Genomic DNA, 26,833 nt, shown 5'->3' with positions numbered 1-26,833 from the left:
GCGCGGGGCGAGTTGCATTCTGCGGTTGGTTAGCACGGCCTATTCGCGAGATAGCCGGTACCAACCAACCCAGATCGCGTGCGTACGGAGCCGCCTTGGGGAATCGAACCCCAGACCTATTCATTACGAGTCAGATTGGCGTCGCAGGCTGCGCCGGAGATCCCTTACGTGGTGCGGGATCTGGGCGCGTTCAACCGGGTTGATTGACGGCTGTTGACGGACCTCCGGGGGCACCACGGGGGCACCACATCGCCACCAGAGCCGCCTGCGTCACGGTCACGATCCGCACAAGCGCGGTCCAGCCTTAACGAACCCGTCGGTGCGACTGATTACGATCTGTCTGCATGTCGGAGACACAGATAGAGCACGGGGTGGTCGGCCGCGTGGCGCACGTGTCGACAGAGGCTTCCGAGTTCTTCATCGAACTACGAAACGGCGAGTTCCTAGGCATTTCTGGCCTGGCCGGTTCGGATGACGTCAAGGTGGGTGACGTGGTCTTGGTGAATGACGCCCGAGTACGCCCGGCGCCAGACGTACTCTGGACGCCGCCCGCTGCCCCTACCGTCGCCTTAGTGCGCGAAGTCTTCGGCACTCGAGCAGTGATTCAGCGCGATCCAACGCAGGGAGTCGTCAACGTCGATCCTGCGAAGACGACCGTGGGCAGCACGGTGCTGATTCATGGCGACTCCGTTGAGGTGCTTTCAGATGGCGCCACCTCAGCGCCGGGCAGCAGCGCTTCGGCCGGCCCGGACCCCACGGCCGCCGAAAGCTTGTCGCTTGCCGACTTCGCGGGAAACCCTAGCGTGATCGCCCGGGCGCGCGACCTAATTGAGATCATCCAACAAGGGCATCGGTTCCTATCGACGATCGGCGTGAGCCCGCCCCGCGGGGTTCTTCTGAGCGGGCCACCCGGGACCGGGAAGACCTTCCTAGCGCGCATTATCGCTAACGAGGCAGGCTGTCGGTTCTTCGAAGTCACTGGATCGCAGGTCTTTCGGAAGTGGTATGGCGAGAGTCAACAGTTCTTGACCGATCTCTTCGCTGAGGCTCAGGCAGACGGGCCGTCGATCATCTACTTTGACGAGTTCGACGCGATTGCCTTGGCGCGATCCAGCGAATCGCACGAGGAGTCGCGACGAATCGTCACTCAACTTCTCAACCTAATGAGTGGATTCTCGGACTCAAGCGCGATCACCGTTCTCGCCGCGACCAATAACCCCGAGGCGCTGGACCCGGCAATCCGGCGGATCGGCCGGTTTGACTGGGAGATCGTATTTTCGCTTCCGTCGGAGCCCCAGCGCAGGGAGATCCTTCTCGCAGCTGGCAGCAGACTCAGGCAGGTCGGGATCATGCCACTCGATTACCTTGCGCACATGACTGAAGGTTGGTCGCCCGCGGAGTTATCGGGCATATGGCGTGAAGGCGGCTTCTTGGCGGCGGCCGAGGAACGCGACGAGGTCTCTGAGGAGGACCTGATCGGAGGGTTCGAGAGGGTTCGAGCAGAGAAGGCGGTCAGAAATCGATGACCACCGATGATCGGGATAACCGCCAGGATCTACCAGATGAACTCCGGGAGTTCGTCTACTTGGACGACACGAGCGTGGTAAGCCTCCTAACGTCGATCAAGCCGGGCCTCACTGAGACTGTCGTTAACGAATTAAGCAACTCGAACGATGCGTCGGGCGAGTTTGGCGCGCGAGTTGGGTTCGGGGGCGCTCAACTCTCGGGCGGCGTGAAATCAGGGACAGCTGGCAGCGAGTCGGCGCAAATCACGCGCCGCGCGGTAGCGCAGAGTCATTTCCGCGAGCTATGGCGCGAGCTCTCGAACGGTCAGGTTCTGTCGTTGAGGCCCGCGAGTCGGCGAGACCCAGTCTCATCAATCGACGAGCTTGCGCGCATGCTTGAGGATCTTGCGCAGGAGGGACTGCTGATACCGCTGACTCGGATCTTCAGGGGAGAGCTATTCGATGCGGATGTTCGTCTCGAAGCGAGCAACAACTATCGACTCCGCCTCATCGCTGAAAGCATCCGTGGAATGGTTCAGGATAACCGAACGATGCAGACACTCCTCGGTGATGATCCCGCGACGTTCGTCGACACCGTGGACTTTCTGGTCCGGCTACTTGGGGACTCGGTTCCAGTACGAGCGTTGGTACTCAATTTCCGGGTTCTTCAAGTGCATGGTGTCGGCTATTTGGTTCACGAGACGCTCCTCAAGCCGGGTAGCGACTTGATGCAAGGGTCTTCCGACCTTTACATAGAGGCAGCGACGTCTGCATCGAGCTACTGGGTCGAACCGAGGACGGTTCTGTTCAGCGGGGAGAGTTTCCGTGTCCTAGGGCGGGCACGGGGCCCCGTGGCGCCGATGACAGGTGAGTCTGCCGAGCTAAACGTACTCTCGCGAGTCGCGCCCGTACTAGCTGACCAGTTCTCTGTCGCTCTTCGCGCGGCGTACACGAACGTGGTCGAGGGCAATCCGGTGGCGCCGAAAAAGCCCGCTGGCTCTGGGCCAGCACTTGAGGCGCTGAAGCGAGTCGTCGACCAGCACGACTTCCCCCTCGGGGCTCAACCCACCGACAGCGAGCTTGCTGTCCTCACTGTGGAGTTCGAGACGGTCGAACAGCGACGGATAGCGTTCGACCGCGCCTTCCAGATGATCGAGGAGCGCTGCGGCGTTCAGGTACCGAAGGCCGACCGCCACGGAATCCGCACGGCAGCCTTGTCAGCTGCGGGGTTCAGCGCGGTCAATCCCACGCCCCCAGCCTCCGGCGGCGTGGGACCGCCTGACAGGGTCGATCTTCCGGTCGAGTCTGGCGCCAATGGTCTCAGCGCAAGCGTTATCGCGACCTGGTGGTAACACACGGTCCGGCGAGGACGGCGCGCCAGCGCCGCCCGCAGCCGGGTCGGCGAGCGAAGCGAGCCGCCTTGATCTCATATGGGCGAAGTAGGCAGTCTCGCATCGGTCGACGACTGAAGGCCCTTGGGCCACTCATTTACCTGACCGGAACGCTGAGCGAGTCGAACTGGAAGCGAAAGGTCGACCGGACTGGGACTCTCAAGCGTCTCGGGCACCAAGGGCTGCGGCCTCACGACCTGCGGCACACCTGCGCCTCGATCTGGCTCGGCGCCGGCGCCGATCCGAAGGTCGTACAGCGCGTGCTCGGGCACGCATCGGCGACGATGACGATGGATCTCTACGGCCACCTCATCGACGAAAACCTGTGGAAGGCCGCACGAGCCGTGTCGATCAGCAGCCAATTGAGCAACGGCGTCGCTGGAGAGGAATCCTCATGAGCAAGTCCGTCGGATCTCGTTTTCGGTCCCGTTCTCGTGTTAGACTTTCGTCACTACATCCCCCACGCCTCTCCACGATGCGCACTTGGGGGATTTTTTCTGCCGTCGCCGGGAGGAGTACGCATGGCCCGGCCGCACAAGAATCAATCGCCGCGCCCTCGCGGCGCTCTGACCTACGATAAGCCCCCTCTGGACCTCGACAGCCTTGTCGATCGGATGGCCGATCGCGGCCTGCAGATCCCGGATCGTCCGCGTGCCGCGCGGTACCTACGGCATATCGGCTACTACCGACTGTCCCCGTACACGATTCCCTTCCAGCAAGGCCGTAGCGACCATGTGTTCGACGAGAGCACTCAGTTCGACGATGTGCTGGATCTATACGTCTTCGACCGCGCGCTACGACTGGTGGTTCTCGATGCTCTCGAGCGCATCGAAGTTGCAGTGCGCGCAGCACTCACCGATCACATGTCGACGGCCTACGACAATTCGCACTGGTACCTGGACGCTGAACACTTCAAGAACCGCGGCAAGCATTCCGGGCTGCTGAAGATCGTCCGGGATATCTGCGACGGCCGTCTGAGCGGTGCTCCGGATGCTGGCGAGGACTCACTAGTCCACCGCTCGGCCCTTGAGCACTACCTAACGACCTACCGATCCCCAGAACTACCACCGTCCTGGCTCATGGTTGAGACCCTCACGATTGGTCAGCTGTCCAACACGTACCGGAACCTGAAACGACGCGCCGACCGAACCACGATCGCCACTAGCATCGGGCTAACTGCGCCGATCCTGGAATCCTGGCTGCAGACCTACGTGCGAGTCAGAAACGTCTGCGCCCACCACGGCCGGTTGTGGAACGTCGGCCTTGGCGTCTACCCGATGATCCCGAGTTCGCCGACGGTCTCCTGGCTGGCGAGTGAGAGCGCGCTACCCGAACGGTCGATGAAGCGCCTGTACCCCGTGCTCGTATCGCTTCAATCAGTACTCGACTCAGTGTCGCCACGGAGCAGATGGGCACAACGACTCCACGACCTAGTCAGCCCGCGCCCCGCGATGAACCTGGCCGGGATGGGCGTGCCCGACACCTGGGCCGACGACGTCTTCTGGAGTCGGCACATACTCCGAGGCCCAGGGGCTCCGGAGTGAGGCGACTCGAACACCTCCCGCCGCGCGGCTCGAGGTGTCTGGGACTCGAAAGCGGCTGTCCGGGGGCACCACGGGGGCACAGAACCCGGCTGCGGGTGTCGGCATGCGGGCAAAGAGAAGCCCGCACCTTCTGGCGAAGATGCGGGCTGACCTGGTGTTTCGTGTGGAGCCGCCTTGGGGAATCGAACCCCAGACCTATTCATTACGAGTGAATCGCTCTGCCGACTGAGCTAAGGCGGCGGGTGGTGCGAGCAATGAGTATACGTCCTTGTAGCCAACACCACGCAGGGGCATCAACGGTCCCGTATCGAGCGGGCAATTGTGTAGCACAGCTCGTGCCACATCGACTGGCATGCGCTCGATCGGAGTACGGGACGTGGCGCTCGTCTCGGCGCCGCTCCTTCGTCGCTCGCTCGAGGACCGTGGGGAGCAGGTCGCTCGCCGCACCGCGTCTCGGCGTCGCTCCTTCGTCGCTCGCTCGAGGACCGTGGGGAAGCAGGTCGCTCGCCGCACCGCGTCTCGGCGTCGCTCCTTCGTCGCTCGCTCGACGACCGTGAGGGCGGCTCGCTCGACGACCGCGGGAGCGGATGGGACTAACGCTTCGGGCGGGTGTTGTAGGCCTGACGTGCGGAGCAGACGTCGGAGACCGGGCACACGACCCGTGCACCGTCGGCATCGAGGCGGACGACGACGGCGTCCTCGGGAACACTGTGGCCGACGACCCGACCACTGCCCTGCTCGGTCTCGACGCACGCCCCTTGACCGGGTGCTCGACGACGGAAGTCCTGGTACAGCGGGTGTTCGTACTTCAGGCAGCACATCAGCCGGCCGCAGGCGCCCGAGATCCGCATCGGGTTCATCGGCAGGTCCTGGTCGCGCACCATGCGCAGCGTCACCGGCTCGAAGTCCTTCAAAAAGGTGGAGCAGCAGGTGTCGCGGCCACACGACCCGATCGAGCCTTGGAGCTTGAGCTCGTCGCGCGCCGAGACCTGCCGCAGATCGATGCGGCATCCGAGAGTCGCGCCCAGGTCGCGGACCAGGGCACGGAAGTCCACCCGATGCGGAGCGGAGAAGTAGATCGTCGTGGCGGCGGCGGACTCGCCGTCCGAGGAGAGTGCAACCTCGACGCCGACGACCTTCATCGGCAGGTCGTGATCGCGCACGAGGCGCCGCGCAGCGACCCTCGCGCGCGCCTTGAGCCGGCGGACGACGGCCGAGCGCTTGGCATCCGCTTCGGTGGCCTTGCCAACCACCTTCGCGAACCCGCTGGTGTCGTCGCCGACCCACTCGGCGGCCCAGACGACCTCGGCCATTTCAGGCTGATCACCTACCGGGACCAGCACGTAGTCGCCCACCGCGACGTCGTGCCCGTCGGGGTCGTAGTAGTACAGCTGGCCACTGCGGTTGAAGACCACGGCGCACAGCATTCCCATGGGCGGAAGTCTACGGGCGCCGAGTGGAGCGAGCGTGAGCCCGCGTCACCCCTAGCAAGTTCTAGTCGGTGGGGCTGGGATCGTCCTGCGGCGGCTCGCCGGCGGGCGGGTCGTCCTGCCGACCGCCTCGATCGTCCCGCCGACCGTCGCGATCCTGCCGACCTCGACCGCCGGGGCCACGACGCCCGTTGCGGCCGCCATGCCGAGGGCCGCGACCGTCCCGCCCAGCATCGCCGAAGGTGTCGGCAAACATCCGGCCGAGCTCGCCGATCACGTCCGGGTTGAGGAATCCCGGACCGAACGGACCGAAGCCCTGGCCACCGAACGCCGGGCCACCGAACCCCGGTCCGCCGCGATCCCCGGGCCGGGATTCCGGCCCACCACGACCGCCGGGGCCAAAGCCCTGGCCACCGGGGCCAAATCCGCGGCCGCCTTGGCCAGCGTCTCGGCGTCCGCGGCGCCGGGCAACGTGTCCGACGATCAGCTCGCTCAAGTACGCGTTCGTCGACACGCCCTCGCGGTCGGCGCGATCGTCGATCTTGTCCTTGGCCCACCGGGGAATCCGCAGCGAGAAGCGCACGAGCTCGTCGTCGCCGTACTCTTCGTCCTCCTCGTCGAGGATCTCGGCCTCCTCGTCACCGTGGGCGAAGGACGCGAGCTGTTCGGCCGTGATCCCGCGCTCGTCGACCGCGAACGACGGGTTGCCGCGCTGGAGTGTCACCGTCACATCGGTCGTCAGAAGTTGGACATCCAACTCATTTACCGCATCCACGATGGCCTCGACGAGGACGAGGCGTAGCGATGGCTCCAACGATGACACCACACGTGACGCCACTTCTCGGGTGTCGGAATCCGCTAACGCTAGCGCGCCGTCGAGACTCTCCCGAATTTTCTTGACATAGCCGTCAATATCCATGACGCCATGGTGACACCAATCATGGCGCTACACAACCGTCTGCGGTAATCCCGCGGGCGGGTGCCCCTACCGAAGCGATACCGACTCGCGGTAGTTTATTTGAGTCAAATCCGCGTATTTGAATGATGAGGGTTCAGCTCATGGACGTACGCTCCGGCGACAGCAAGCCACTCGCAGCTAGCCAGCCGGGCCCGGCTGCTGACAAGCCAGGCAATCCCTGGGTGCAGCTGGTCATGGCGACCATCGGGTTCGCCGTCAACTTCTGGGCTTGGGCACTCATCAGCCCGCTCGGCCCGCTGTTTCGACAGAACGGCCATCTCGGCGAGCTGACCGAAGGCGACGTCGCGCTTATGGTCGCCGTGCCGGTCGTCGTCGGCTCCCTCGGCCGCATCATCGTCGGCGCACTGACCGACAAGTACGGCGGCCGGGTGATGTTCCCGATCATCACCGGCCTCACGATCATCCCAACCTTGCTGATCGGCTTCTGGGCGCAGAACTCCTACGCAGCCCTCCTCATCCTCGGGTTCTTCCTCGGCATCGCCGGTACGGCGTTCGCCATCGGCGTCCCGTTCGTCAACGCCTGGTTCCCGCCGGCCAAGCGCGGCCTCGCGGTCGGCATCTTCGGCGCCGGCATGGGCGGAACCGCAATCAGCGCACTGACGACGGTCAGCCTGTGGAATGACATGGGTCCGACCGCGCCCTTCCTCATCTGCGCCGCCGTCCTCGCGGTGTACGCCGTCCTCGCCTGGCTGATCATGCGCGATGCGCCGGGGCGTGTCGTTCCGACGCAGTCGCTGGGCGCGCGCCTCGCCGCGAACTCCAAGCTGCCGATCACCTGGCAGGCCGGGATCCTTTACGCAGTGGCGTTCGGTGGCTATGTCGCCTTCTCCGTCTACCTACCGGCGTACCTCCGCAATGCGTACGGTCTGGAGCCGGCGGACGCCGCCAACCGGATGGCCGGCTTCGTCGTGGTTGCCGTCGTGATGCGGCCCGTCGGCGGCTGGCTCTCCGACAAGTTCGGGGCGATTCCCGTTCTCGCAGGCGTCTTCGCGACCACCGCGGTCTGCGCAGCGATCGCCGCGGGCAATCCGCCGCTCGATGGAATCGGGACCGTCGCCTTCCTCGTGATGGCCGCCGCACTCGGCGCCGGTTCCGGCGCGACCTTCGCGCTCATCGCCCAGACCACCGATCCGGCCCGGGTCGGCGGCGTGACCGGAATCGTCGGCGCCGCAGGCGGTCTGGGCGGGTTCGTCCCGCCGCTGCTCATGGCCCAGATCTATGGCATGACCGACTCGTACGCGATCGGTCTGTGGCTGCTCGCAGGAACCGCCGCACTCACCCTGCTGCTCACGCTCACGGCCGTGCGCAAGACCAAGCAGCGCCACGACGCCGCTCAAGCCGAGGCGGCAACAGCGACGACGTGACTACCCTCACGAGTAGCCCGGAAGGGCTGATGACACCGGCGAAGGCCGCGCGCCTGGAGGTGAGCATGGACGAATACCTGCTCGACTCCGGTGTGCGGCGACGCATCGTCGATGAGCTCTCCAGCCAGCCCGACCGCGCGCTCACGGCGTCCGAGTTCGCCGGCCTACTCGGCCTGCACACCTCCACCGCGCGTTTCCACCTCAACCGGCTGGTCGCAGCGGGTGTTCTCGTCGCACGTGACGAGCGGCGCGGCGTGGGGCGGCCGCGCAAGATGTATCTCCTCGCACCCCCTGCCCCCGAGAGTCCCGCGCAGGGCGAGATCCACCCGATGGGGCTGCTCACCGAGCTGCTGGCCCGGATGGTCCGCCCCGAGCCCGGAAGCCGGCCGATGACTCCCGATGAGGCCGGTGAGTCGTGGGCGCACCAGCACGTTCCGGCGTCCGGCACCGACGCGCCCGCCAAGACCCCCGGCGAGTGGATCAGCAAGATCGGCGGGCTCACCGACGTCCTGAACTACTGGGGTTACACCTCGGCGATCACCGCCAACGGGGACGGCGGGAAGGCCGAGATCCGCATTACGCACTGCCCCATCCGCGAGCTGGCCCGCGAGAACATCGAGGTCGTCTGCGGCATCCATCGCGGCCTGATCCGCGGCACCATGCAGCAGCTCGGCGAGCCGCGCACCGATGTCGAGCTGCTGCCGTTCGCCGATGGGGATGTCTGCATCGCACATCTCTACAACCAAGAGCTACCCGGTCACGAGTCGAAGGAGTCGTAGATGACCCAGACCCAGATTGACGGCCCGCTGAGCGAGGCGCTCGTCGGAACCCGCCGGTTCTTCACGAAGGCGGAGGTGTCCTCCGACAAGCGCTCCCTGCACCACGTCGGCGGCCGTGAGGGCGATGCCTTCTACCGCGACCGGTGGAGCCACGACAAGGTCGTGCGCTCGACCCACGGCGTGAACTGCACGGGCTCGTGCTCGTGGAAGGTCTACGTCAAGGACGGCATCATCACCTGGGAGGCGCAGCAGACCGACTACCCGTCGGCCGGCGCCGATAAGCCGGAGTACGAGCCCCGCGGCTGCCCCCGCGGCGCAGCGTTCTCCTGGTACACCTACTCCCCCACGCGGGTGCGCTACCCGTACGTGCGCGGCACGCTCCTGGAGATGTTCCGTCAGGCACGCCAGCAGTACCGCGACCCCGTGGTCGCGTGGGCCTCGATCGTGCAGGACGAGCAGAAGGCGCGGGCCTACAAGGCCGCCCGCGGCAAGGGCGGCCTTGTCCGCTCGACCTGGGACGAGGTGGTCGACATGGTCGCCGCCGCTTACGTCTACACCGTCAAGCGCTACGGCCCGGACCGGATTGCCGGCTTCTCGCCGATCCCGGCGATGTCGCCGGTCTCCTACGCCAGCGGCGCCCGGTTCAACGAGCTCATCGGCGCGCCGATGCTGTCGTTCTACGACTGGTACGCCGACCTCCCACCCGCCTCGCCGCAGATGTTCGGCGACCAGACCGACGTCCCGGAGTCTGGTGACTGGTGGGACGCCGGGTACCTGATCATGTGGGGCTCCAACGTCCCGCTGACCAGAACCCCCGACGCGCACTGGATGACCGAGGCCCGCTACCGCGGCCAGAAGGTCATCGCCGTCGCCCCCGACTACGCCGAGAACGTCAAGTTCGCCGACGAGTGGGTCGCCTCCGCTCCCGGAACGGACGGCGCGCTCGCGATGGGCATGGGTCACGTCGTCCTCAAGGAATTCTTCGTCGACAACCAGCACGAGTTCTTCACTGACTACAACCAGCGCTTCACCGACCTGCCCTACCTCGTCGCGCTCGAAGAGGCCGCGGACGGTGGATGGCGCCCGGGCAAGTTCTTGGTCGCCGGTGACATCGATGGCCATCCCGAGCAGGGCAGCGAGAACGCGATGTGGAAGCCGGCCGTGCTGGACGGCGCCACCGGCGAAGTCGCCATCCCCAACGGGTCTGTGGGCCACCGCTACGGCGATGAGGGCGCTGGCCGCTGGAACCTCGACCTGGGTGACATCGAGCCGATGCTGACCCTCTACGGGGACGGCGAGCAGGCCGTCGAGGTCGAGCTCCCCCGCTTCGACAACCCCGGCGGCGCGATGAGCACCGAACGCCGCGGCGTCCCGGTCCGGCGAGTCGGCGACCAGGTCGTCACCACTGTGCTCGACCTGATGCTCGCGCACTACGGCGTCGAGCGCGCGGGCCTGCCGGGCACCTGGCCGCAGGGCTATGGCGACCCGAGCGTGCCGGCCACCCCGGCGTGGGCCTCGGAGATGAGCGACGTCCCGCCGGAGCAGATCATCCGACTGGCGCGCGAGTGGGCGCAGAACGCGCTCGACACCAACGGCCGCGGCATGATCCTGATGGGCGCGGGCACCAACCACTGGTACCACTCCGATCAGCTCTACCGCACGATGCTCGTGCTCACGACGATCACCGGCTGCCAGGGCCGCAACGGCGGCGGATGGGCACACTACGTCGGGCAGGAGAAGGTCCGCCCGATCATGGGCTTCCAGCACCTCGCCTTCGCCCTCGACTGGGTTCGTCCGCCGCGGCACATGAACCAGACGGCGTACTGGTATGTGAACACCTCGCAGTACCGCTACGACACCTTCAGCGCCGACGAGGCCAACGGCACGACCGGCGCGTTCGCCGGCCGCACCACGATGGATCTTCTCGCGCAGTCCGTTCGCCTGGGCTGGACGCCGTCCTACCCGCAGTTCGACCGCAGCAGCCTGCAGGTCGCCGACGAGGCGGCCGAGGCGGGCCTCCCGGCCGGCGAGTACGTCGCCCGCGAGCTGGATGCCGGCCGGATGACCTTCGCGGTCGAGGACCCGGAGAACCCCGAGAACCACCCGCGAATCCTGTCGCTGTGGCGCTCGAACCTCTTCGGCTCGTCAGCCAAGGGCAACGAGTACTTCCTCAAGCACCTGCTCGGCACCGACAACGCGGTCAAGGCCACCGAGGCCGCGGAGGAGCTCCGCCCGCAGGGGGTCGTCTGGCCCGAGCGCGCCCCCGAGGGCAAGCTCGACCTGCTGGTGACCCTCGACTTCCGGATGACCAGCTCGACGCTGCTGTCGGACGTCGTCCTACCGGCCGCCACCTGGTACGAGAAGTACGACCTGTCGACCACCGACATGCACCCCTTCGTGCACTCCTTCAACCCGGCGATCGCGCCGCCATGGCAGGCCAAGAACGACTGGGAGACCTGGAAGCTCATCGCCAAGCGGTTCTCCGAGCTGGCGGTCGACCACCTGGGCACCCGCAAGGACGTCGTGGCGAAGCCGCTGTGGCACGACACCCCGGAGGCGATGGCCACCGTCCACGGCCGCGTGCTCGACTGGCGCGCGGGTGAGACCGAGCCGGTGCCGGGCAAGACGCTGCCGGTGATCGCCGAGGTCGAGCGTGACTACACGGCCATCTACGAGAAGATGACGGCGGTCGGCCCCCTCATGGAGAAGGTCGGCATGCTCACCAAGGGCGTGAAGTACGAGGTGCGCCGCGAGGTCGACCTGTTGCGCCAGCGCAACGGCGTGGTGCGCGGCGGCGCGGGCGACGGCCAGCCGAAGCTCGAGACCGACATCCAGGTCGCCGACGCGATCATGCACTTCTCGGGCGTCAGCAACGGGCACCTCGCCACGCAGGGGTTCAAGTTCCTCGAGGAGCGCACCGGCACCCAGCTGCACGACCTGTCGGCCGAGCACGAGGGGAAGCAGATCACCTTCGCCGACACCCAGGCCGCTCCGGTGCCGGTCATCACCTCTCCGGAGTGGTCTGGCAGCGAGTCCGGCGGACGTCGCTACAGCCCGTTCACCATCAACATCGAACGCTCCAAGCCGTTCCACACGCTCACCGGTCGCCAGCACTTCTACCTGGACCACGACTGGATGCTGGAGATGGGCGAGGCGTTGCCGACCTACCGACCGCCGCTGGACATGACCCGCCTCTTCGGCGAGCGCCCGGTCGGTGAACAGAGCGAGCTCGGCGTCTCGGTGCGCTATCTGACCCCGCACAACAAGTGGTCGATCCACAGCGAGTACCAGGACAACCTGTTCATGCTCTCGCTGTCGCGCGGCGGCCAGTCGGTGTGGATGTCGGACAAGGATGCCGCGAAGGTCGGCATCAAGGACAACGACTGGGTGGAGATGATCAACCGCAACGGCGTCGTCGCCTGCCGCGCGATCGTCAGCCACCGGATGCCCGAGGGCACGGTCTATATGCACCACGCTCAGGACCGGCTCATCGACGTCCCGCTGACCGAGACCGACCAGAAGCGCGGCGGAATCCACAACAGCCTCACGAGGATCATGCTCAAGCCGAGCCACATCATCGGCGGCTACGCGCAGTTCGCGTACTTCTTCAACTACATCGGCCCGACCGGTAACAACCGCGACGAGGTCACGATGATCCGCAAGCGCACCGCACCGGTGTCCTACTAGGCAACCGAGAACAGATAGAGGAGACGAGAACTATGCGAGTCATGGCACAGATGGCCATGGTCATGAACCTCGACAAGTGCATCGGTTGCCATACCTGCTCTGTCACGTGCAAGCAGGCATGGACCAACCGGGCCGGCACCGAGTATGTCTGGTTCAACAATGTCGAGACGCGGCCCGGACTCGGCTATCCGCGTACCTATGAGGACCAGGAGACCTGGAAGGGCGGGTGGATCCGCGACAAGAAGGGCCGGCTGCAGCTCAAGGCGGGTGGCCGCTTCCAGAAGCTCGCGAGCATCTTCAGCAACCCCAAGATGCCGAGCATCCAGGACTACTACGAGCCCTGGACCTACGACTACGAGACGCTGCTGAACGCGCCCGCGCAGAAGAACTTCCCGGTCGCGCGGCCGTACTCGCTGATCTCCGGCAAGCAGATGAACGTCGAGTGGTCGGCCAACTGGGACGACGACCTGGGCGGTTCGCAGGAGCACGCGATCAACGACCCGATGCTCAAGGGCATCGAGGACAAGGTGAAACTCGAGTTCGAGCAGACCTTCATGTTCTACCTGCCGCGGATCTGCGAGCACTGCCTCAACCCGTCGTGTGCGGCGTCCTGTCCCTCGGGCGCGATCTACAAGCGCAGCGAGGACGGCATCGTGCTGGTCGACCAGGACCAGTGCCGCGGGTGGCGCATGTGCATCTCGGGCTGCCCGTACAAGAAGGTCTACTTCAACCACAAGACCGGCAAGGCCGAGAAGTGCACCTTCTGCTACCCGCGCATCGAAGTCGGCATCCCGACCGTGTGCTCGGAGACCTGCGTCGGGCGGCTGCGCTATATCGGCCTGATGCTGTACGACGCCGACAAGGTGCTCGAGGCGGCCGCGGTCGAGAACGAGCACGACCTCTACGAGTCGCAGCGCTCGGTGTTCCTCGATCCCGAGGATCCGCAGGTGCAGCAGGCGGCCCGGTCGGCCGGCATTCCGGAGGACTGGATCGAGGCGGCTCGCCGCTCCCCCGTGAAGCGGCTGATCCTGGACTACGAGGTCGCGCTGCCGCTGCATCCGGAGTACCGCACCATGCCGATGGTCTGGTACATCCCACCGCTGTCGCCGGTAGTCGACGTGGTCAAGGAGACCGGTCACGACGCCGAGGATCACGGCAACCTCTTCGGTGCGATCGAGGCGTTGCGGATCCCGGTCGAGTACCTCGCGAACCTGTTCACCGCCGGCGACACCGTGCCGATCGTGAACGTGCTGCGCAAGATGGCGGCGATGCGTTCCTACATGCGCGACATCAACCTCGGCCGGGATCCCAACGACGAGATCCCCGCTGCGGTGGGAATGGCGGGCGAGGACATGTACGAGATGTTCCGGCTGCTGGCGATCGCGAAGTACAACGAGCGCTACGTCATCCCGACCGCGCACGCCGAGCAGGCGCACGCGCTCGAGGAGCTCGCCACCGACTGCCCAGTCAGCGAGTACGGCGGCGGCAACCCGGAGATCTTCGGCGAGGGCTCGGGCTCCGCGGCGGTGACGCCGGTCGCGGTCGAGAACTTCCGGATGCTGCAGGAACGCCAGACTGCCGACGCGATGGACACCGAGCTGGTCGGCGGCGGCAGCTCCAAGGGCCGCGTGAACCTGCTCAACTGGGACGGCAAGGGCATGCCCGAGGGCATGTTCCCCAACCGCAAGGGTGAGTAGCGATGCTCAAGTGGCTGCGTGACCGGCGTACCGAGCCATCGGTTCCCGTCGATCAGATGAAGGCGGCGTGGCAGGCGGTGTCGTTGCTGCTGGAGTACCCGGGCGAGGACTTCGCGGCACGACTCGACGCCGTTCGGGGCGTTCTCGGCCGGCTGCCCGAGCAGGTCGCATCACCGCTGTCCCAGTACATCCGAGATGTCGAGTCGACGCATCTCGACGTCCTGCAGAAGGAGTACGTCGACACCTTCGACGTCACCCGCAAGTGCTGCCTGCACCTGACCTACTACACGCACGGCGACACGCGGAAGCGTGGGGTCGCGCTGGTCGAGTTCAAGCAGACCTACCGGCGCGGCGGAGTGCAGCTGGGCGACGAGGACGCCGAGCTACCCGACTACCTGCCGGTGGTGCTGGAGTTCGGCGCGTTCGCCGATCATCAGTCGGCCTGGAAGCTGCTGAACGACCACCGCGTCGGCATCGAGCTGCTGCGGATGGCGCTGGCGCAGCGTGAGTCGCGCTGGCTGCCGGTGGTGGAGGCGCTGCGCGCCACCCTGCCCCAGCTCGACGGCGACGACAACGAGGCGCTGCTGAAGCTGATCGCGCAGGGTCCGCCGAGCGAGGACGTTGGCCTCGACAGCGCGCCGTACGCCATGGACCCCCGACTCAACCCCAAGCCAGAGCCGTACGACCTCGGCTCGACGATCCCGGTAGGAGCACCGCGATGAAGACCTTCCTGTGGGTGATCTTCCCCTACATCTGCCTGGCGATCTTCGTGGTCGGGCACATCTGGCGATACCAGTACGACAAGTTCGGCTGGACGACCCGTAGCTCGCAGCTGTACGAGTCGAAGCTGCTGCGGTGGGGTAGCCCGCTGTTCCACTTCGGCATCCTCGGCGTCCTCGTGGGGCACTTCATGGGCCTGGTCGTTCCGCAGCGGTGGACCGACGCGATCGGGATCAGCCGCGACATGTACCACACGTTCGCGCTGGTCGGCGGTCTGATCACCGGCGCGATGGTGCTCGCGGGCATGATCATCCTGATCTACCGTCGCCGGGTCACCGGCCCGGTCTTCAGCGCGACCACCAAGATGGACAAGCTGATGTACCTCGTGCTGGCGATCGTGATCGTGCTGGGCATCTGGAATACCGTTGCCTCGGGCGTCTTCCATCTGGGCGGGCACTACAACTACCGCGATGGCGTCAGCCCCTGGTTCCGCAGCATCTTCATGCTGCAGCCGGACGCCGACCTGATCGCGACCGCACCGCTCGGCTTCCAGCTCCACGCGCTTTCGGCGTTCGTGCTGGTCGCGCTGTGGCCGTTCACCCGCCTGGTGCACGTCTTCAGCGCGCCCATCGGGTACTTCACCCGGCCGTACATCGTGTACCGCTCGCGCGCCCGACGCCCAGGAACCGGCATCAGCGGCCCGCAGCGCGGCTGGGAGCGCTCGGAGCTGCAGAGCTCCGGTTCGCGCCGCCGCACCGGTAGCACCTCCGTCCGCCGGTAACGCCCGATCTGCGGTGGGTAGGTCAGGGGCATCCCGCAGGTGGCCCTGACCACCCCACCGCAGAACCATGTCCAGACCTTTTCTCGAGGTGAGCAGATGCCGGCCACGCCGTCGTACGACGCCATCGTCCTGGCCGGGGGCGAGGGCTCGCGACTCGGTGGGGTCGACAAGGCGCAGCTCGATCTGGCCGGTAGCCCGCTGATCGCCCGGCCGCTCGCCGCCTGCGCGGACGCCGAACGCGTGGTGATCGTGGGTCCGGAGAATCTGCGTCAGCTTGCCGGCCGGGTGACGGTGACACGCGAAGATCCTCCCGGTGGCGGTCCGGCAGCCGGCACCGCGGCCGGCCTGGCGCAGCTGGGACGTGGCGGCGCTGAATGGATCATTCTGCTGTCGTGCGATCTGCCCAGGGCCGAGGCCGGCGTACGCCGCCTGCTCGACGCAGCACACCAAGACCATGAAGCCGCCGACGGCTACTGCCTGACCGACTCCGAGGGCCGCCTGCAATGGCTCTTCGGCGGCTATCGACGCGACGCGCTGCTCCGCGCGGTCGAGGAGTGTGCCCAGCCCGCGGGAACGTCGATGCGTCGCCTGCTTCGCACGCTCCGGCTGACCGCGATCCCCACTACAGATGAGATCTCAGGTGATCTCGACACCTGGGAAGACCACGCCGCGTGGACGGCGAGACTGGAGAATACGCCATGACCGACCTGAAAGAGTGCGAACGCCGCTGGCACGACTGGATGGTCAAGGCCTGCGATCAGGTCGGCGTAGACCCACAGACCGTCGACATCAAGGCAATCCATGGGCTCACCAAGCGTGTCGCGCACAACATCGATCGCCCGCTCGCCCCGGTCAGCTCCTACATCCTCGGCGTCGCTGTCGGCATGGCCGGGGCATCCGGAGACATCAGCAAGGCCACCCATGACGCACTGCTGCGACGGCTGCTCAGCGTCGTTCCGAAGGGCTCGGACTAGCGGCCCGCCCGTGAACGAATCTACGTGGATCTGGCATCTCGATTGCGTATTGCACTCCAGCTGCCAGATCTACGTGGTTTAGCGCGCCTCTTGCGCATCTCGACGATGGCTCAGCGGGGCGGGAGACGAAGCGCGGTCGCCAACGCGACCAGAGCGACCCGGGGCTTGACGTTCTCCTCGAGCGACTGCCGGGTGCGCACGATGGCATCGAGCGCCCGTAGTACCCAGTCCTGGCTGACCAGCTCGGCGACCTCGGTGGCCTGCTCCCGGTGGTCGGCGTGTGAGAGCTCGACGTCCGAGCCGACCTGAACCAGCAGCACGTCGCGGTAGAAGCCGGTCAGGTCGACCAGCGCGCGGTCCAGCGCATCGCGCTGAACGCGGGTGGCGCGCGTCTTCTGACGGCGCTCGAGCTCCTTGAGCTGCCCGGCCATGCCGCGCGCCGCGGTGCCGGCACCCTTGCCGGTGCCGCCGGCGCCGAGCGAGCTGCTCAGCGCCTCCCGCTCCGGCACGTCCAGCGACTCGCTAATGGCCTTCGCCTCGGCCTCCGCGGACTCGACAAGTTCCTCGGCCGCGTGCAGGCAGCCCGCCATCGAGGTCAGGCGCAGCGGCAGCGACAGCACAGTCTGTCGTTGTCCTCGCGCGATGTCGTCGGTGGCGAGCCGCTTCGCGCGACCGATGTGCCCCTGTGCCGCACGCGCGGCCCACCTCGCCCGCTCCTCATCGATCCCGTCGCGGGTCATCAGCACGTGAGCGACGGCGTCCGCCGGAGGGGTCCGCAGCGTGACGACGCGGCACCGTGATCGCACAGTGACCGACACGTCGTCCGGATGCGTCGTAGGTGCGCACAGCAGGAACACCGTGTGTGGGCTGGGCTCCTCGATCGCCTTGAGCAGCGCGTTGGAGGCGCCTTCGGTCAGTCGGTCGGCGTCCTCGATGACGACGATCTGCCATCTGCGCTGCGTCGGCTGGAATGCTGCCACACGAACGATCTCGCGCATCTCGCGAACGGAGATCGACAGTCCTTCCGGGGTCACGACGTGGACGTCGGTATGCGTTCCGACGTTCACGGTGTGGCAGTCCTGGCATCGGCCGCACCCGCCATGAGCGCACTGCAGCGCCTGCGCGAACGCGCGCGCCGCGGTGCTGCGACCTGAGCCCGGCGGCCCGACGAACAGCCACGCGTGCGTCATCGACGACCCCGGCCCGGAGCCGTCGACGACCTCGGCCGCGGCCCGCGACGCCCGGGTGAGGACGTCGATCGCGGCCTGCTGCCCGACGAGCTGATCGAATACCGGCGGGGCGTCCGCGACGGTGCTCACCTCAGGCGTCCTTTCACGACCTCGTCGACCAAGGCCGTGACGTCGTCCAGCGGGCCGCTGGCGTCGATCACCGCGAAGCGTTCGGGCGCGGCTGCGGCGAGCGCCAGGAAGCCGTGCCGGACGGCGTCGTGGAACTGGAGGCTCTCGGCCTCTATCCGGTCTCCGGAACCCCCGCCGCGGGCCCGCGCGAGGCCCACCCTGGGGTCGACGTCCAGCAGCACCGTCAGGTCGGGCCACCTACCGGCGACCGCGAACTCCATGACGGCGCGCACGTCGTCGGGATCGAGCGATCGCCCGGCGCCCTGGTAGGCGAAGGTCGAGTCGGCGTACCGGTCGCAGAGGACGACCTGCCCCGCTGCGAGCGCCGGCTCGATCACCGTCTCGACGTGATGAGCGCGGTCGGCGGCGTACAGCAGCGCCTCGGACCGAGGCGTGACGTGGTTGCCCGGCGTCAGCAGGATGCGGCGGACCTCCTGACCCAGCTCTGTCCCGCCGGGCTCGAAGGTGACGACGACCTGGTGGCCCTGCGCCCGCAGCCGATCCGCGAGACGAGCGATCTGCGTCGACTTGCCGACGCCCTCACCGCCCTCGAACGAGATGAACAACCCTGCCACGCGCTCCAACCTACCCGCGGCCTCCGACGACCGGACCAGGCGTCGCCCCTCAGCGCTCGCGCTGCTGTATCGAGGACGACGGCTCACCGGGAGCGGCATCCGGCTCCACGACCGCACTCGAGCCGGCGGTGGCGACGCTCGGCGCTGCGATGGCGCCGGCGGCCGTCTGCGCATCCGGTGGGGAGGCCGGCAACGACGGCGCGTCGTCCAGGTCGGCTGCCGACGTGGGCGCCTCGTGCATGATCAGATCGCGTCGCGAGACGACGGTGGCGTTGGCGTGGCGCAGTACGTCGGCATGCAGGCCGCTGTCCTTCGACGGCGGGACGACGGCGTACCCGCGCACCGTCGCATCCCGCCTCGCGAGGAACGCATCGCGGATCGCCGCGGCCGGCTCGTCGGTCTCGTAGTCCTCGTCGAGCACGATGGTGAGATCTGGGACCAGGCCCTCGTTACCCCATTCGGACAGCCGAATGATCTCCTCGCTGTCGACCTCGCTCATGGCGCCGAAGAACGCGATGGTGGTGTCGACGAACCCGCTGCAGACGACGACCTGGCCGGAGTCGAGCGCCGGGCGGATCACCTTGTCGACGTGCTCGGCGCGGTCGGCGGCGGCGAGGAACACCGCCGTCGAGGGCAGTACGTCGGGGCAGGACTGCGCTCCGGCGGCGACCTGGTCCATCAGCTGGGAGATGCGGTGGCCGACCCCGGAGTCGGTCGGTTCACCGGTCAGGGTCACCGGCAGGCCGTCCGAGGTGAGCCGGGCAGCGAGATGCCGCGCCTGGTCGGCTACCCGGGTGCGGTCGGCCCCCTCGACGACGATGAACACGCCGAGCCGCGCCGCCTCCTGCAACGCGCGGCCGCGCGGAGCCATGCGCTGCACAAGCCACCGGAACCCGAGCGTTCGCTCCGGCGCGGTAGCGCGTCCGGCGTACACCCCGATCAGCAGGGCCACGAGGCCGGCGATCAGCAGCGTCAGGCCGGGACCGCTGAACTCGAAGCTGGCGCCGCCGATGATCACCTCGTGCGAGCCCAGCAGCCCGGAGAGCACCGGGCCGATCGCGAGTGTCAGCATGAGCATGATCCGGCCGGAGGAGACCACGAAGGCGAAGGTGCGCCCGCGGATGCGCTCGTCGACCTCTTGACCGATCATCGTGTAGCCGAGAATCCACGCGATGCCGGCGAACATCCCCACGAAGAAGCTCATCACCAGGCCGAGCACGAAGTCTCCGGCGACACCCATGCCCATGAGGAAGCCGCCGGCGATCGCGATCGAGATGCCGAAGATCCGCTTGCGTGCCACGGCAGGCAGCACCTTCGGCCCGGCGATCATGCCGAGTGCCAGGCCGGTGAAGGCGGTACCGAGCAGGATGCCGTAACCGGCGAATCCGGCGTTCAGCGAGTTGACGTAGGTCAGGGCAACGCCCGCGGTGATGCCCGCGGCCGCGAATGCGCCGATGACGCCGATGTAGAGCCCTCTGACGGTCGGGTTGGAGAAGACGAACTTCACGCCCTCACCGATCAGCTTGACGATTCCTTCGTGCTGTTGGCTCTCCCCCGCGGCGTGCGCCTTCAGCAGGGACCGCGACCACCACACGATGAAGGCCGAGAAGAAGTAGGTCCCGGCGTCCAGGAACAGCGCAGCGAGGACGACGAAGCGCTGCTCGGGCACGGTCGCGGCGTCGGTGGCGTCGACGAAGAACGAGTGGAACCAGGACAGGACGGCGTACAACCCCGCGGCGAGGGGGAAGGACCCGTAGATGCTGAACATCAGAATCTGCTGGCCCGAGCCGATCTTCTCGCGCGGCACGGCCGACATCCACAGCGTGTTCTTCGAGGCCATGGTGATCAGGCCGAGGGCCTCGATCGCGAACTGCCCGACGTACATCGTGCGGATGTCCCACGTCAGCGCGATCATGAGGTACAGCAGGCCGGCCGTCACCTCGCCCACGATGACGGTCTTGCGTCGGTCGAATTTGTCTGCGATCGTGCCGGCGATCGGCGCGAGGATGAGGTCGGGCAGCAGGCGCACGATGAGCACGCCGGAGATCGCCGCCGCCTGCCCTTCGATCGATCCCTCGCGGGTGAGCTGCTGTGCCAGTCCCATCATCGCCAGCAGGCCGAGCCAGTCGCCGAAGCTCGAGACGCCGATGGCCGCCCACATGCGTCGGAAGGACTGTAGGTGGATGACGCCCTGACGGGGCCGAGCGGTGCGGCTCCGGTGATCGCGCTGGGGGCTGCTCATCGGCTGCTGGCCGCCTCGCTCGCCGGGCGCGGCACGCCGAGCTCGTCGACCGGTCGCCGCACCAGGGTGACGTGGGTCAGCCCGAGCCCGCCGAAGGTCAGCTCGTCGAGCGTGTGCAGCCGCTTGGTCTCGGCATCGAGGTGCAGAACGGACACGGTCAGCGGGTCCGGCGGGTTCTGTCGGACGCCCCGGAGCCCCGCGCCGCCGCTGGAGCCCTGGGTCAGCAGCAGAGTTCCGTTCGCGCGCCGGTCGTCACGCTTGTGCGAATGCCCGCTGAGGATCAGCGGGCAGCTCCCGGCGGCCTGCCGCGCGACGATCGGATCGTGGATGAGTGCGATGTCGGCTTTCAGCGGAGCGATCTGCGCCGCCAGGTCGGTGCCGATCTGCTTGAGGCGGTCCTTGCCGAAGTGGTCGTCACCGGTCGACTTGTCCGGGGTGAAGCGTGGGTCGGCATCGCCTACGATGCGTAGGCCGGCCACCTCGACCATGCGTGCATCGTCCAGGATCTCGACGTTGGAGTGGCGCCCAAGCGCCTCGATGGTGCCGGGCCCATCGTGGTTTCCCTTGATGAACACGTAGGGAACGTCGATCTCGCCGATCTCGGCGAAGGTCGGCGCTTCGTACGCCGTTCCCCAGTCAGCGATGTCACCGGTGTCGATGACGACCTCTGCGTCGTACTGCTCGACGAGCGCGCGCGCTATCGAGAAGGCCACGGGGTTGTTGTGGACGTCCGAGAGCCACACGACGCGGACGGCGTCCTCCGGCGGTCCGCCGGGCAGCGTGGTGAGGCCACGGTAGACGCCGGTCACCGAGGCGGAGATCTCGCCGATCTGGGTGCGGTAGCGACGCAGTCGCCGCGGCACCCTGCGAAGGTTGTCGAGCACCCCCATCGCGCGTGCCAGCAGCCCGGCGCCGAGCAGTCCGGTGATCAGCCGGGTCGACCAGCGCCGCAACGAGGAGGAGCGCTCGGTGCTTGGCATGCCGACATCCTAGGACGGTGCGGCTGGTGCGGCGGGGACGCCGTCAGGTGATGACCCGCACCCCGGCATACGCCACGCCGGCCACCAGCAGCCACGACAACGCCCCGAGCAGCAGCGGCCGCCCGCCCGCACGCTGCATGACCCGCCAGTGGATCCCGGTCCCGAGCGCGAACAACGCGATCGCCAGAAGCACCTGATGCGAGACCTCGAGAACATGCAGGATGCCGGTCGGGATGTCGACCAGCGAGTTGACGACGATCACCGTGATGAACAACGCGACGAACAACGGGACCAGCGGAGGCCGTTTGCCTGCGCGCTCGTCCTCGCTCACCGGCCGGCGCCGGGCCATCCACAGCCCCACACCGAGCACCAGCGGAGCAAGCAGCATCACGCGCGTCAGCTTCACGATCACCGCCGACTCCAGGCTGCCGGGGACAGTGTTCGCCGTCGCGACCGTCTGCCCCACGTCGTGCACCGACGCCCCAACCCACTGGCCGAACGCGGTGACATCCCCCAGACCCAACGGAGGCCGCAGTAGCGGCAGCACGATGATCGCCAGCGTCCCACACAACGTCACCAGCGCGACCGAGACAGCAGTATCGTCCTTCTTGCCCTTCGCGACCGGCTCCATCGCCGCAATCGCCGACGCCCCGCAGATCGAGAACCCGGTGGCGACGAGCAGACCGGTCGCGCTACTGGTCCGCAGCAGCCTGGCCAGCGCAATCGTCCCGAAGAACGCAACCGCGACCGTGACCAGCACGACAAGCAGCGCGCCACCACCCAGGTGCATCACCTGATCAATCGACAGCGCAAAGCCGAGCAGGACCACCGCCACCCGCAGCAGCCGCTTGCTCGCGAACGTGAGCCCGCTGCCCGCGGCGTCCGGCACGAGACCAAGATTGATCAGCAGAGCGCCAAGCGCGACCGCGACCGTCCCCGGCTGCACCGCAGGCCAGAGCGCATGAACGCCGTACCCCACAGCCGCACCAAACCCAGCCAGCAGCAAACCGGGCACCAGTCGGGTGAGCGCAGCGCGCCCGCCGGCGGTCGCGAGTGGAGTGGGCATTGCTCCAGTGTCGTGGCTGGACGACTGCGGGCGGTAGCCGTCGTTTCACGACGGGGCCATAGCATCTCACTATGACAAGTGGCAGCGACCTCGATTCGCTCCGCCTGCTGCTGTCCGGCGGCGAGCTCGTATCGATCGGGGCTGCGGCAAGAGCGATGCGGTGCTAGTCAGTTGAACGAATCCCCGATTAGGACCTAACCCGACAGAAGGGTCTATTCGTGCCGATACGCATCGTGAGTTCCAACGTCAACGGAATTCGGGCGGCCGCGCGCCGCGGGGGGATCGAGCGGCTCGCGGAGCTGGAACCACAGGTGCTCACACTCCAGGAGGTACGCGGGAGCGATCAGCATCTCGTGGCCGCGATAGCCGACACCCCCTTTGAGGACTGGCACGTCGCATACGCGAGCTGCGCGACGCCGGGCCGCAACGGCGTCGCCATCCTGACTCCGGCGACCCCGCTGGCAATCCGCCACGGGCTGCCCGAGTTCGCGCCTGAGGGGCGCTGGCTCGAGGTCGACCTGCCTTCCCGGGAGCACGGGGTGATCACCGTCGTGTCGGCGTACGTCTTCACCGGCCTGGCCGACAGCCCGCGCCAGGAGGAGAAGTACCGGTTCATGGACGCCATGTCGCAACGGCTCGACGAGCTTGCCCGACGAGCCGCGCAGGACGGCGGAGAAGCCCTGATCACCGGCGATCTCAACGTGGCGCATCGCGATCTCGACATCAAGAACTGGAAGGGCAACCTCAAGAAGGCCGGCTTTCTCGCCGCCGAGCGCGCCTATTTCGACCGGTGGCTGGGCTATGGATGGGACGGAACCACGCCGTCGTCCGGCCCGGTGCCGCACGAGGGTCCCTGGATCGACCTGGGGCGCAAGCACGGTGGCGACGGGCCCGGTCCGTACACGTGGTGGTCGTGGCGGGGTAAAGCCTTCGACAACGACGCTGGATGGCGGATCGACTATCAGCTCGCCACGCGACGGCTGGCAGCACGGTCGCTGTCAGCCGTCGTCGGCCGTGCGCCGTCGTACGCCGAACGGTGGAGCGACCACGCGCCGCTCATCGTCACCTTCGCTTGACGCCGCGGCAGAATCGTCGGCATGTGGGATCCCGCGCTCTACGGCAGATACGCCGACCACCGCTCGCGTCCGTTCTTAGAGCTGATCGCGCGCATCGACGCGACGGACCCTGCCCTGGTGTACGACCTCGGGTGCGGACCGGGTGAGCTCACCGCTGCGCTCGCCACTCGTTGGCCCCACGCCCGGATCGTCGGGATCGACAACGATCCGGCCATGCTCGAGCTCGCCCACTCCCATACGTGTGAGCGGGTTCGCTTCCAGACGGGCGATCTGAGCAGCTTCCTACCTCCCAGGGACGCCGACGTGGTGGTCTCCAACGCGGCGTACCACTGGGTCGAGAGCAACGTGGAGCAGCTGCGCCGGATCGCCGGCCGGCTCCCGCGCGGTGGCTGGCTGGCGGTGCAGGTGCCCGGCAACTTCGAGGCTCCGTCGCATCGGATCCTCCGCGCAGTGCTCGACGAGCCGGTCTGGCAGCGCCGTACCGGCGGCGTCCGCGTTCCGGAGTCGCCGGTGCTCGACGCGGCTGGGTACGGCGATCTCTTCAGCACGGAGGGGCTCCAGGTCGACACCTGGGAGACGACGTATAACCAGGTGCTCGCCGGGCCGGATGCCGTCCTGCAGTGGGTCCGGGGCACGACGCTGCGGCCCGCACTGGGGCGACTCGACGAGTCGCACCGGCACGAGCTCATCGAGACCTTGCGACCGATACTGCGTGAGGCCTATCCCGCCGGTCCGGCCGGCACGCCCTTCCCCTTCCGGCGGATCTTCGCCGTCGGTCACCGTCCCGCCCGGTCGGGGTAGCGTCGGGGCATGGCGAAGATCCTGATCATCGGTGGACACGGGAAGATTGCACTGCTGGCCGAGCCCATGCTGCGCGCGGCCGGTCACGAGGTGACGGCGGCGATCCGCAACCCCGACCACTCGACGGACGTCGAGCAGGCAGGCGCGACTGCCGAGGTAGCCGACGTGGAGAACATGGACCAGCGCGGGCTCGATGACCTCGTCGACGGCTATGACGTGGTGGTTTGGTCGGCGGGCGCGGGCGGTGGTGATCCGGCCCGCACTCGCCGCGTCGACGAAGCGGCGGCCTCCCGCGTGCTCGTCGCGGTCGAACGCACCGGCGCCCGGTTCCTGATGGTGTCGTACTTCGGCTCGCGGCTCGATCACGATGTCGATCCCAACGACAGCTTCTTCACCTACGCCGAGGCGAAAGCCCGGGTCGATGCGAAGATCCGCGACAGCCAGGCCGATTGGGTGATCATCGCTCCGTCCAAGCTCACGCTCGAGCCGGAGGGTGGTGTCGACCTCGATCGCGGCGCCGACTCGCCGCACCCGCTCGAGCTGCACGCCGGCTCGATCCCTCGGGCGACCGTGGCCCGCATCATCGCGGAGCTGGTGGAGCGCCCGGGGATCACCGCCAAGACCATCTGGTGCAATGGCGGAAACACAGCGGTCAGCGCGGCGCTCGACGACCTCGGCTGAGCTGTCCAGCCGCGAGGGCCACGAGTGCCGCGACCTAGAGGGCCGCTCCACGACGGGCGCGCATCCGTTGCGTTCTCCGTGTGCCCGGCCGCCGTCGCAGCCCGTGCGTGCTCGACGGCCGCCGCCGGGACCGACCCATCCATCCGGTTCCCCCTACCATCGAACCCACACGGACCAACCACGGCACGCGCCCGACGATTGGACGGCAGGTGAGCCACATGACCGACCAGCCCCCCGCGCTCGTCACCGCGAGCTGGCTGAATGAGCACCTCGACGATGTCAAGGTCCTCGACTGCACCACGCATATGACTCCCCAACCGGTCGGTCCCTCGAAGATCACCTCAGGGCGGCCGGACTTCGAGCGAGGCCATATCCCCGGTGCGCAGCACGTCGACATGGTCGAGGACTTCTCCGATCCCGACGGGGAGTACCCCTACACATTGCCGGGCGCGGAGCAGATCGAAGCGCTGCTGAGCCGTCTCGGGATCACCAACGACGACACCGTCGTCCTCTACACGCAGTCGCACCTGATGGTGGCCACCCGGGTCTGGTACGTCTTGCGGGCGCTCGGTCACAAGAAGGTGGCGATCCTCGACGGCGGGTTACAGGGTTGGGGCGATGCCGGCTACCCGGTCACCACAGAGCTCGCCCTTCCCGAGCCGTCCACCTACACCGCCCACCCGGACGCCGCACGGTACGCGAGCAAGTCGGACGTGGCCGCGGCCTCGGGATCGGGCTCTACCCTCGTCGTGAACGCGCTGTCGGCCGAGCAGCACGCCGGGACCGGCGGGGCACACTACGGCCGGCCCGGTCGGATCCCTGGCAGCATCAGCGTCCCGACCGCCGACATCCTGCGGGACGCATCCAGCTTCGTCGACGCGGACCAGATCCGGCAACGATTCCTCGACGCTGGAGTCCGTGAGGGAACCCCGGTAATCACGTATTGCGGGGGCGGGATTGCCGCCACGGTCGACGCGTTCGCCCTCGAGCTGACCGGGCACGACCGCTGGGCGGTGTACGACAACTCGCTACTGGAGTGGTCGTCCGATCCGGCGAACCCCATGGACTCCGACGCCTGAGCCGCCCCTCACCTGCACGACATCCCAGGGCACCCGCGAACCGGCACCCCGCGACGTCTCTACCGGCCTACGGCCGCCATCGACGACCGTAGACCGGCCAAGCACACTCTCGACAACAAGCGCA

23 protein-coding genes and 1 tRNA gene are annotated in these 26,833 nt (G+C 67.3%); 16 read left to right on the top strand and 8 right to left on the bottom strand.

Going from position 1 to position 26,833, the window contains the following annotated elements:
* Positions 1 to 344: 344 nt before the first annotated feature.
* The 4 genes from DAA40_RS15085 (at position 345) to DAA40_RS15070 (ending at position 4,440) form a co-directional block, all read left to right on the top strand.
* Positions 345 to 1,526 carry a 26S protease regulatory subunit gene (locus DAA40_RS15085; RefSeq protein ID WP_106850539.1) on the top strand — a complete coding sequence of 394 codons (1,182 nt, stop codon included), beginning with the start codon at positions 345 to 347 and terminating at the stop codon, positions 1,524 to 1,526.
* Entirely contained in the window at positions 1,523 to 2,857 is a 1,335-nt protein-coding gene (locus tag DAA40_RS15080) for a hypothetical protein (RefSeq protein ID WP_106850538.1), read from the top strand. Before DAA40_RS15085 ends, DAA40_RS15080 begins: the two co-directional genes overlap by 4 nt.
* Entirely contained in the window at positions 2,851 to 3,294 is a 444-nt protein-coding gene (locus DAA40_RS15075; protein WP_234356412.1) for a tyrosine-type recombinase/integrase, read from the top strand. Before DAA40_RS15080 ends, DAA40_RS15075 begins: the two co-directional genes overlap by 7 nt.
* 123 nt (positions 3,295 to 3,417) lie before the next feature.
* Complete coding sequence (locus DAA40_RS15070) at positions 3,418 to 4,440, top strand: Abi family protein (RefSeq protein ID WP_106850536.1); 1,023 nt, start codon at positions 3,418 to 3,420, stop codon at positions 4,438 to 4,440.
* Positions 4,441 to 4,604: 164 nt separating this feature from the next.
* On the opposite strand, the gene DAA40_RS15065 is transcribed toward DAA40_RS15070, so the two are convergent.
* From DAA40_RS15065 to DAA40_RS15055, 3 genes are all read right to left on the bottom strand, one after another.
* A tRNA-Thr gene (locus tag DAA40_RS15065) sits at positions 4,605 to 4,680 on the bottom strand.
* Positions 4,681 to 5,033: 353 nt separating this feature from the next.
* Positions 5,034 to 5,873, bottom strand: a complete 840-nt coding sequence (locus tag DAA40_RS15060; protein ID WP_106850535.1) for a regulatory iron-sulfur-containing complex subunit RicT — start codon at positions 5,871 to 5,873, stop codon at positions 5,034 to 5,036.
* A gap of 61 nt (positions 5,874 to 5,934) precedes the next feature.
* Positions 5,935 to 6,594, bottom strand: a complete 660-nt coding sequence (locus DAA40_RS15055) for a hypothetical protein (RefSeq protein ID WP_158716468.1) — start codon at positions 6,592 to 6,594, stop codon at positions 5,935 to 5,937.
* A 335-nt stretch (positions 6,595 to 6,929) separates the two neighbouring features.
* Here DAA40_RS15055 and DAA40_RS15050 point away from each other — a divergent pair, with 335 nt between their 5' ends.
* The 8 genes from DAA40_RS15050 to DAA40_RS15015 all read left to right on the top strand — a co-directional run bounded on the left by DAA40_RS15050 (position 6,930) and on the right by DAA40_RS15015 (position 16,851).
* The gene (locus DAA40_RS15050; protein ID WP_106850533.1) at positions 6,930 to 8,213 is read left to right on the top strand and encodes a NarK/NasA family nitrate transporter; all 1,284 of its coding nucleotides are present in this window, start codon (positions 6,930 to 6,932) and stop codon (positions 8,211 to 8,213) included.
* A gap of 29 nt (positions 8,214 to 8,242) precedes the next feature.
* Positions 8,243 to 8,992, top strand: coding sequence for a metalloregulator ArsR/SmtB family transcription factor (locus DAA40_RS15045; protein ID WP_106850532.1), 750 nt, complete (start codon positions 8,243 to 8,245; stop codon positions 8,990 to 8,992).
* Complete coding sequence (locus DAA40_RS15040) at positions 8,993 to 12,679, top strand: nitrate reductase subunit alpha (protein ID WP_106850531.1); 3,687 nt, start codon at positions 8,993 to 8,995, stop codon at positions 12,677 to 12,679.
* A 41-nt stretch (positions 12,680 to 12,720) separates the two neighbouring features.
* Positions 12,721 to 14,376: a nitrate reductase subunit beta gene (narH, locus tag DAA40_RS15035; RefSeq protein WP_234356411.1), complete on the top strand. Its 1,656-nt coding sequence runs from the start codon at positions 12,721 to 12,723 to the stop codon at positions 14,374 to 14,376.
* A 2-nt stretch (positions 14,377 to 14,378) separates the two neighbouring features.
* The gene (gene narJ, locus DAA40_RS15030) at positions 14,379 to 15,098 is read left to right on the top strand and encodes a nitrate reductase molybdenum cofactor assembly chaperone (RefSeq protein ID WP_106850529.1); all 720 of its coding nucleotides are present in this window, start codon (positions 14,379 to 14,381) and stop codon (positions 15,096 to 15,098) included.
* A complete protein-coding gene (narI, locus tag DAA40_RS15025; protein WP_106850528.1) occupies positions 15,095 to 15,877 on the top strand; it encodes a respiratory nitrate reductase subunit gamma in 783 nt (260 codons plus the stop codon). The genes narJ and narI overlap by 4 nt, the downstream gene beginning before the upstream one ends.
* A gap of 96 nt (positions 15,878 to 15,973) precedes the next feature.
* Positions 15,974 to 16,579 (top strand): molybdenum cofactor guanylyltransferase, encoded by a 606-nt coding sequence (locus tag DAA40_RS15020; protein ID WP_106850527.1) that lies wholly within the window; start codon positions 15,974 to 15,976, stop codon positions 16,577 to 16,579.
* On the top strand, positions 16,576 to 16,851 hold the full coding sequence (locus DAA40_RS15015) for a DUF6457 domain-containing protein (RefSeq protein ID WP_106850526.1): 276 nt from the start codon (positions 16,576 to 16,578) through the stop codon (positions 16,849 to 16,851). Before DAA40_RS15020 ends, DAA40_RS15015 begins: the two co-directional genes overlap by 4 nt.
* Before the next feature lie 110 nt (positions 16,852 to 16,961).
* On the opposite strand, the gene DAA40_RS15010 is transcribed toward DAA40_RS15015, so the two are convergent.
* The 5 genes from DAA40_RS15010 to DAA40_RS14990 are packed head-to-tail and all read right to left on the bottom strand — an operon-like array spanning position 16,962 to position 23,072.
* Positions 16,962 to 18,170 carry a DNA polymerase III subunit delta' gene (locus tag DAA40_RS15010; RefSeq protein WP_106850525.1) on the bottom strand — a complete coding sequence of 403 codons (1,209 nt, stop codon included), beginning with the start codon at positions 18,168 to 18,170 and terminating at the stop codon, positions 16,962 to 16,964.
* Entirely contained in the window at positions 18,167 to 18,784 is a 618-nt protein-coding gene (tmk, locus tag DAA40_RS15005; RefSeq protein ID WP_234356410.1) for a dTMP kinase, read from the bottom strand. The genes DAA40_RS15010 and tmk overlap by 4 nt, the downstream gene beginning before the upstream one ends.
* Positions 18,785 to 18,833: 49 nt before the next feature.
* Positions 18,834 to 21,026, bottom strand: a complete 2,193-nt coding sequence (locus DAA40_RS15000; protein WP_106850523.1) for an MFS transporter — start codon at positions 21,024 to 21,026, stop codon at positions 18,834 to 18,836.
* Positions 21,023 to 22,006, bottom strand: a complete 984-nt coding sequence (locus DAA40_RS14995; protein ID WP_106850522.1) for a metallophosphoesterase family protein — start codon at positions 22,004 to 22,006, stop codon at positions 21,023 to 21,025. Before DAA40_RS14995 ends, DAA40_RS15000 begins: the two co-directional genes overlap by 4 nt.
* Before the next feature lie 43 nt (positions 22,007 to 22,049).
* Positions 22,050 to 23,072, bottom strand: a complete 1,023-nt coding sequence (locus tag DAA40_RS14990; protein ID WP_106850521.1) for a YeiH family protein — start codon at positions 23,070 to 23,072, stop codon at positions 22,050 to 22,052.
* A gap of 233 nt (positions 23,073 to 23,305) precedes the next feature.
* Between DAA40_RS14990 and DAA40_RS14985 the strand changes: the two genes are divergently transcribed.
* From DAA40_RS14985 to DAA40_RS14970, 4 genes are all read left to right on the top strand, one after another.
* Positions 23,306 to 24,148 (top strand): exodeoxyribonuclease III, encoded by an 843-nt coding sequence (locus DAA40_RS14985; RefSeq protein WP_234356409.1) that lies wholly within the window; start codon positions 23,306 to 23,308, stop codon positions 24,146 to 24,148.
* Between the two features lie 21 nt (positions 24,149 to 24,169).
* Positions 24,170 to 24,949: a methyltransferase domain-containing protein gene (locus DAA40_RS14980; protein WP_106850520.1), complete on the top strand. Its 780-nt coding sequence runs from the start codon at positions 24,170 to 24,172 to the stop codon at positions 24,947 to 24,949.
* A 9-nt stretch (positions 24,950 to 24,958) separates the two neighbouring features.
* Positions 24,959 to 25,630 carry an NAD(P)H-binding protein gene (locus tag DAA40_RS14975; RefSeq protein WP_106850519.1) on the top strand — a complete coding sequence of 224 codons (672 nt, stop codon included), beginning with the start codon at positions 24,959 to 24,961 and terminating at the stop codon, positions 25,628 to 25,630.
* A gap of 218 nt (positions 25,631 to 25,848) precedes the next feature.
* A complete protein-coding gene (locus DAA40_RS14970; RefSeq protein ID WP_106850518.1) occupies positions 25,849 to 26,709 on the top strand; it encodes a sulfurtransferase in 861 nt (286 codons plus the stop codon).
* Positions 26,710 to 26,833 lie beyond the last annotated feature (124 nt).

This window comes from Blastococcus sp. Marseille-P5729 (assembly GCF_900292035.1).
Classification (GTDB): Bacteria; Actinomycetota; Actinomycetes; order Mycobacteriales; family Antricoccaceae; genus Cumulibacter.
This window is presented reverse-complemented; position numbering and strand designations above follow the sequence as displayed.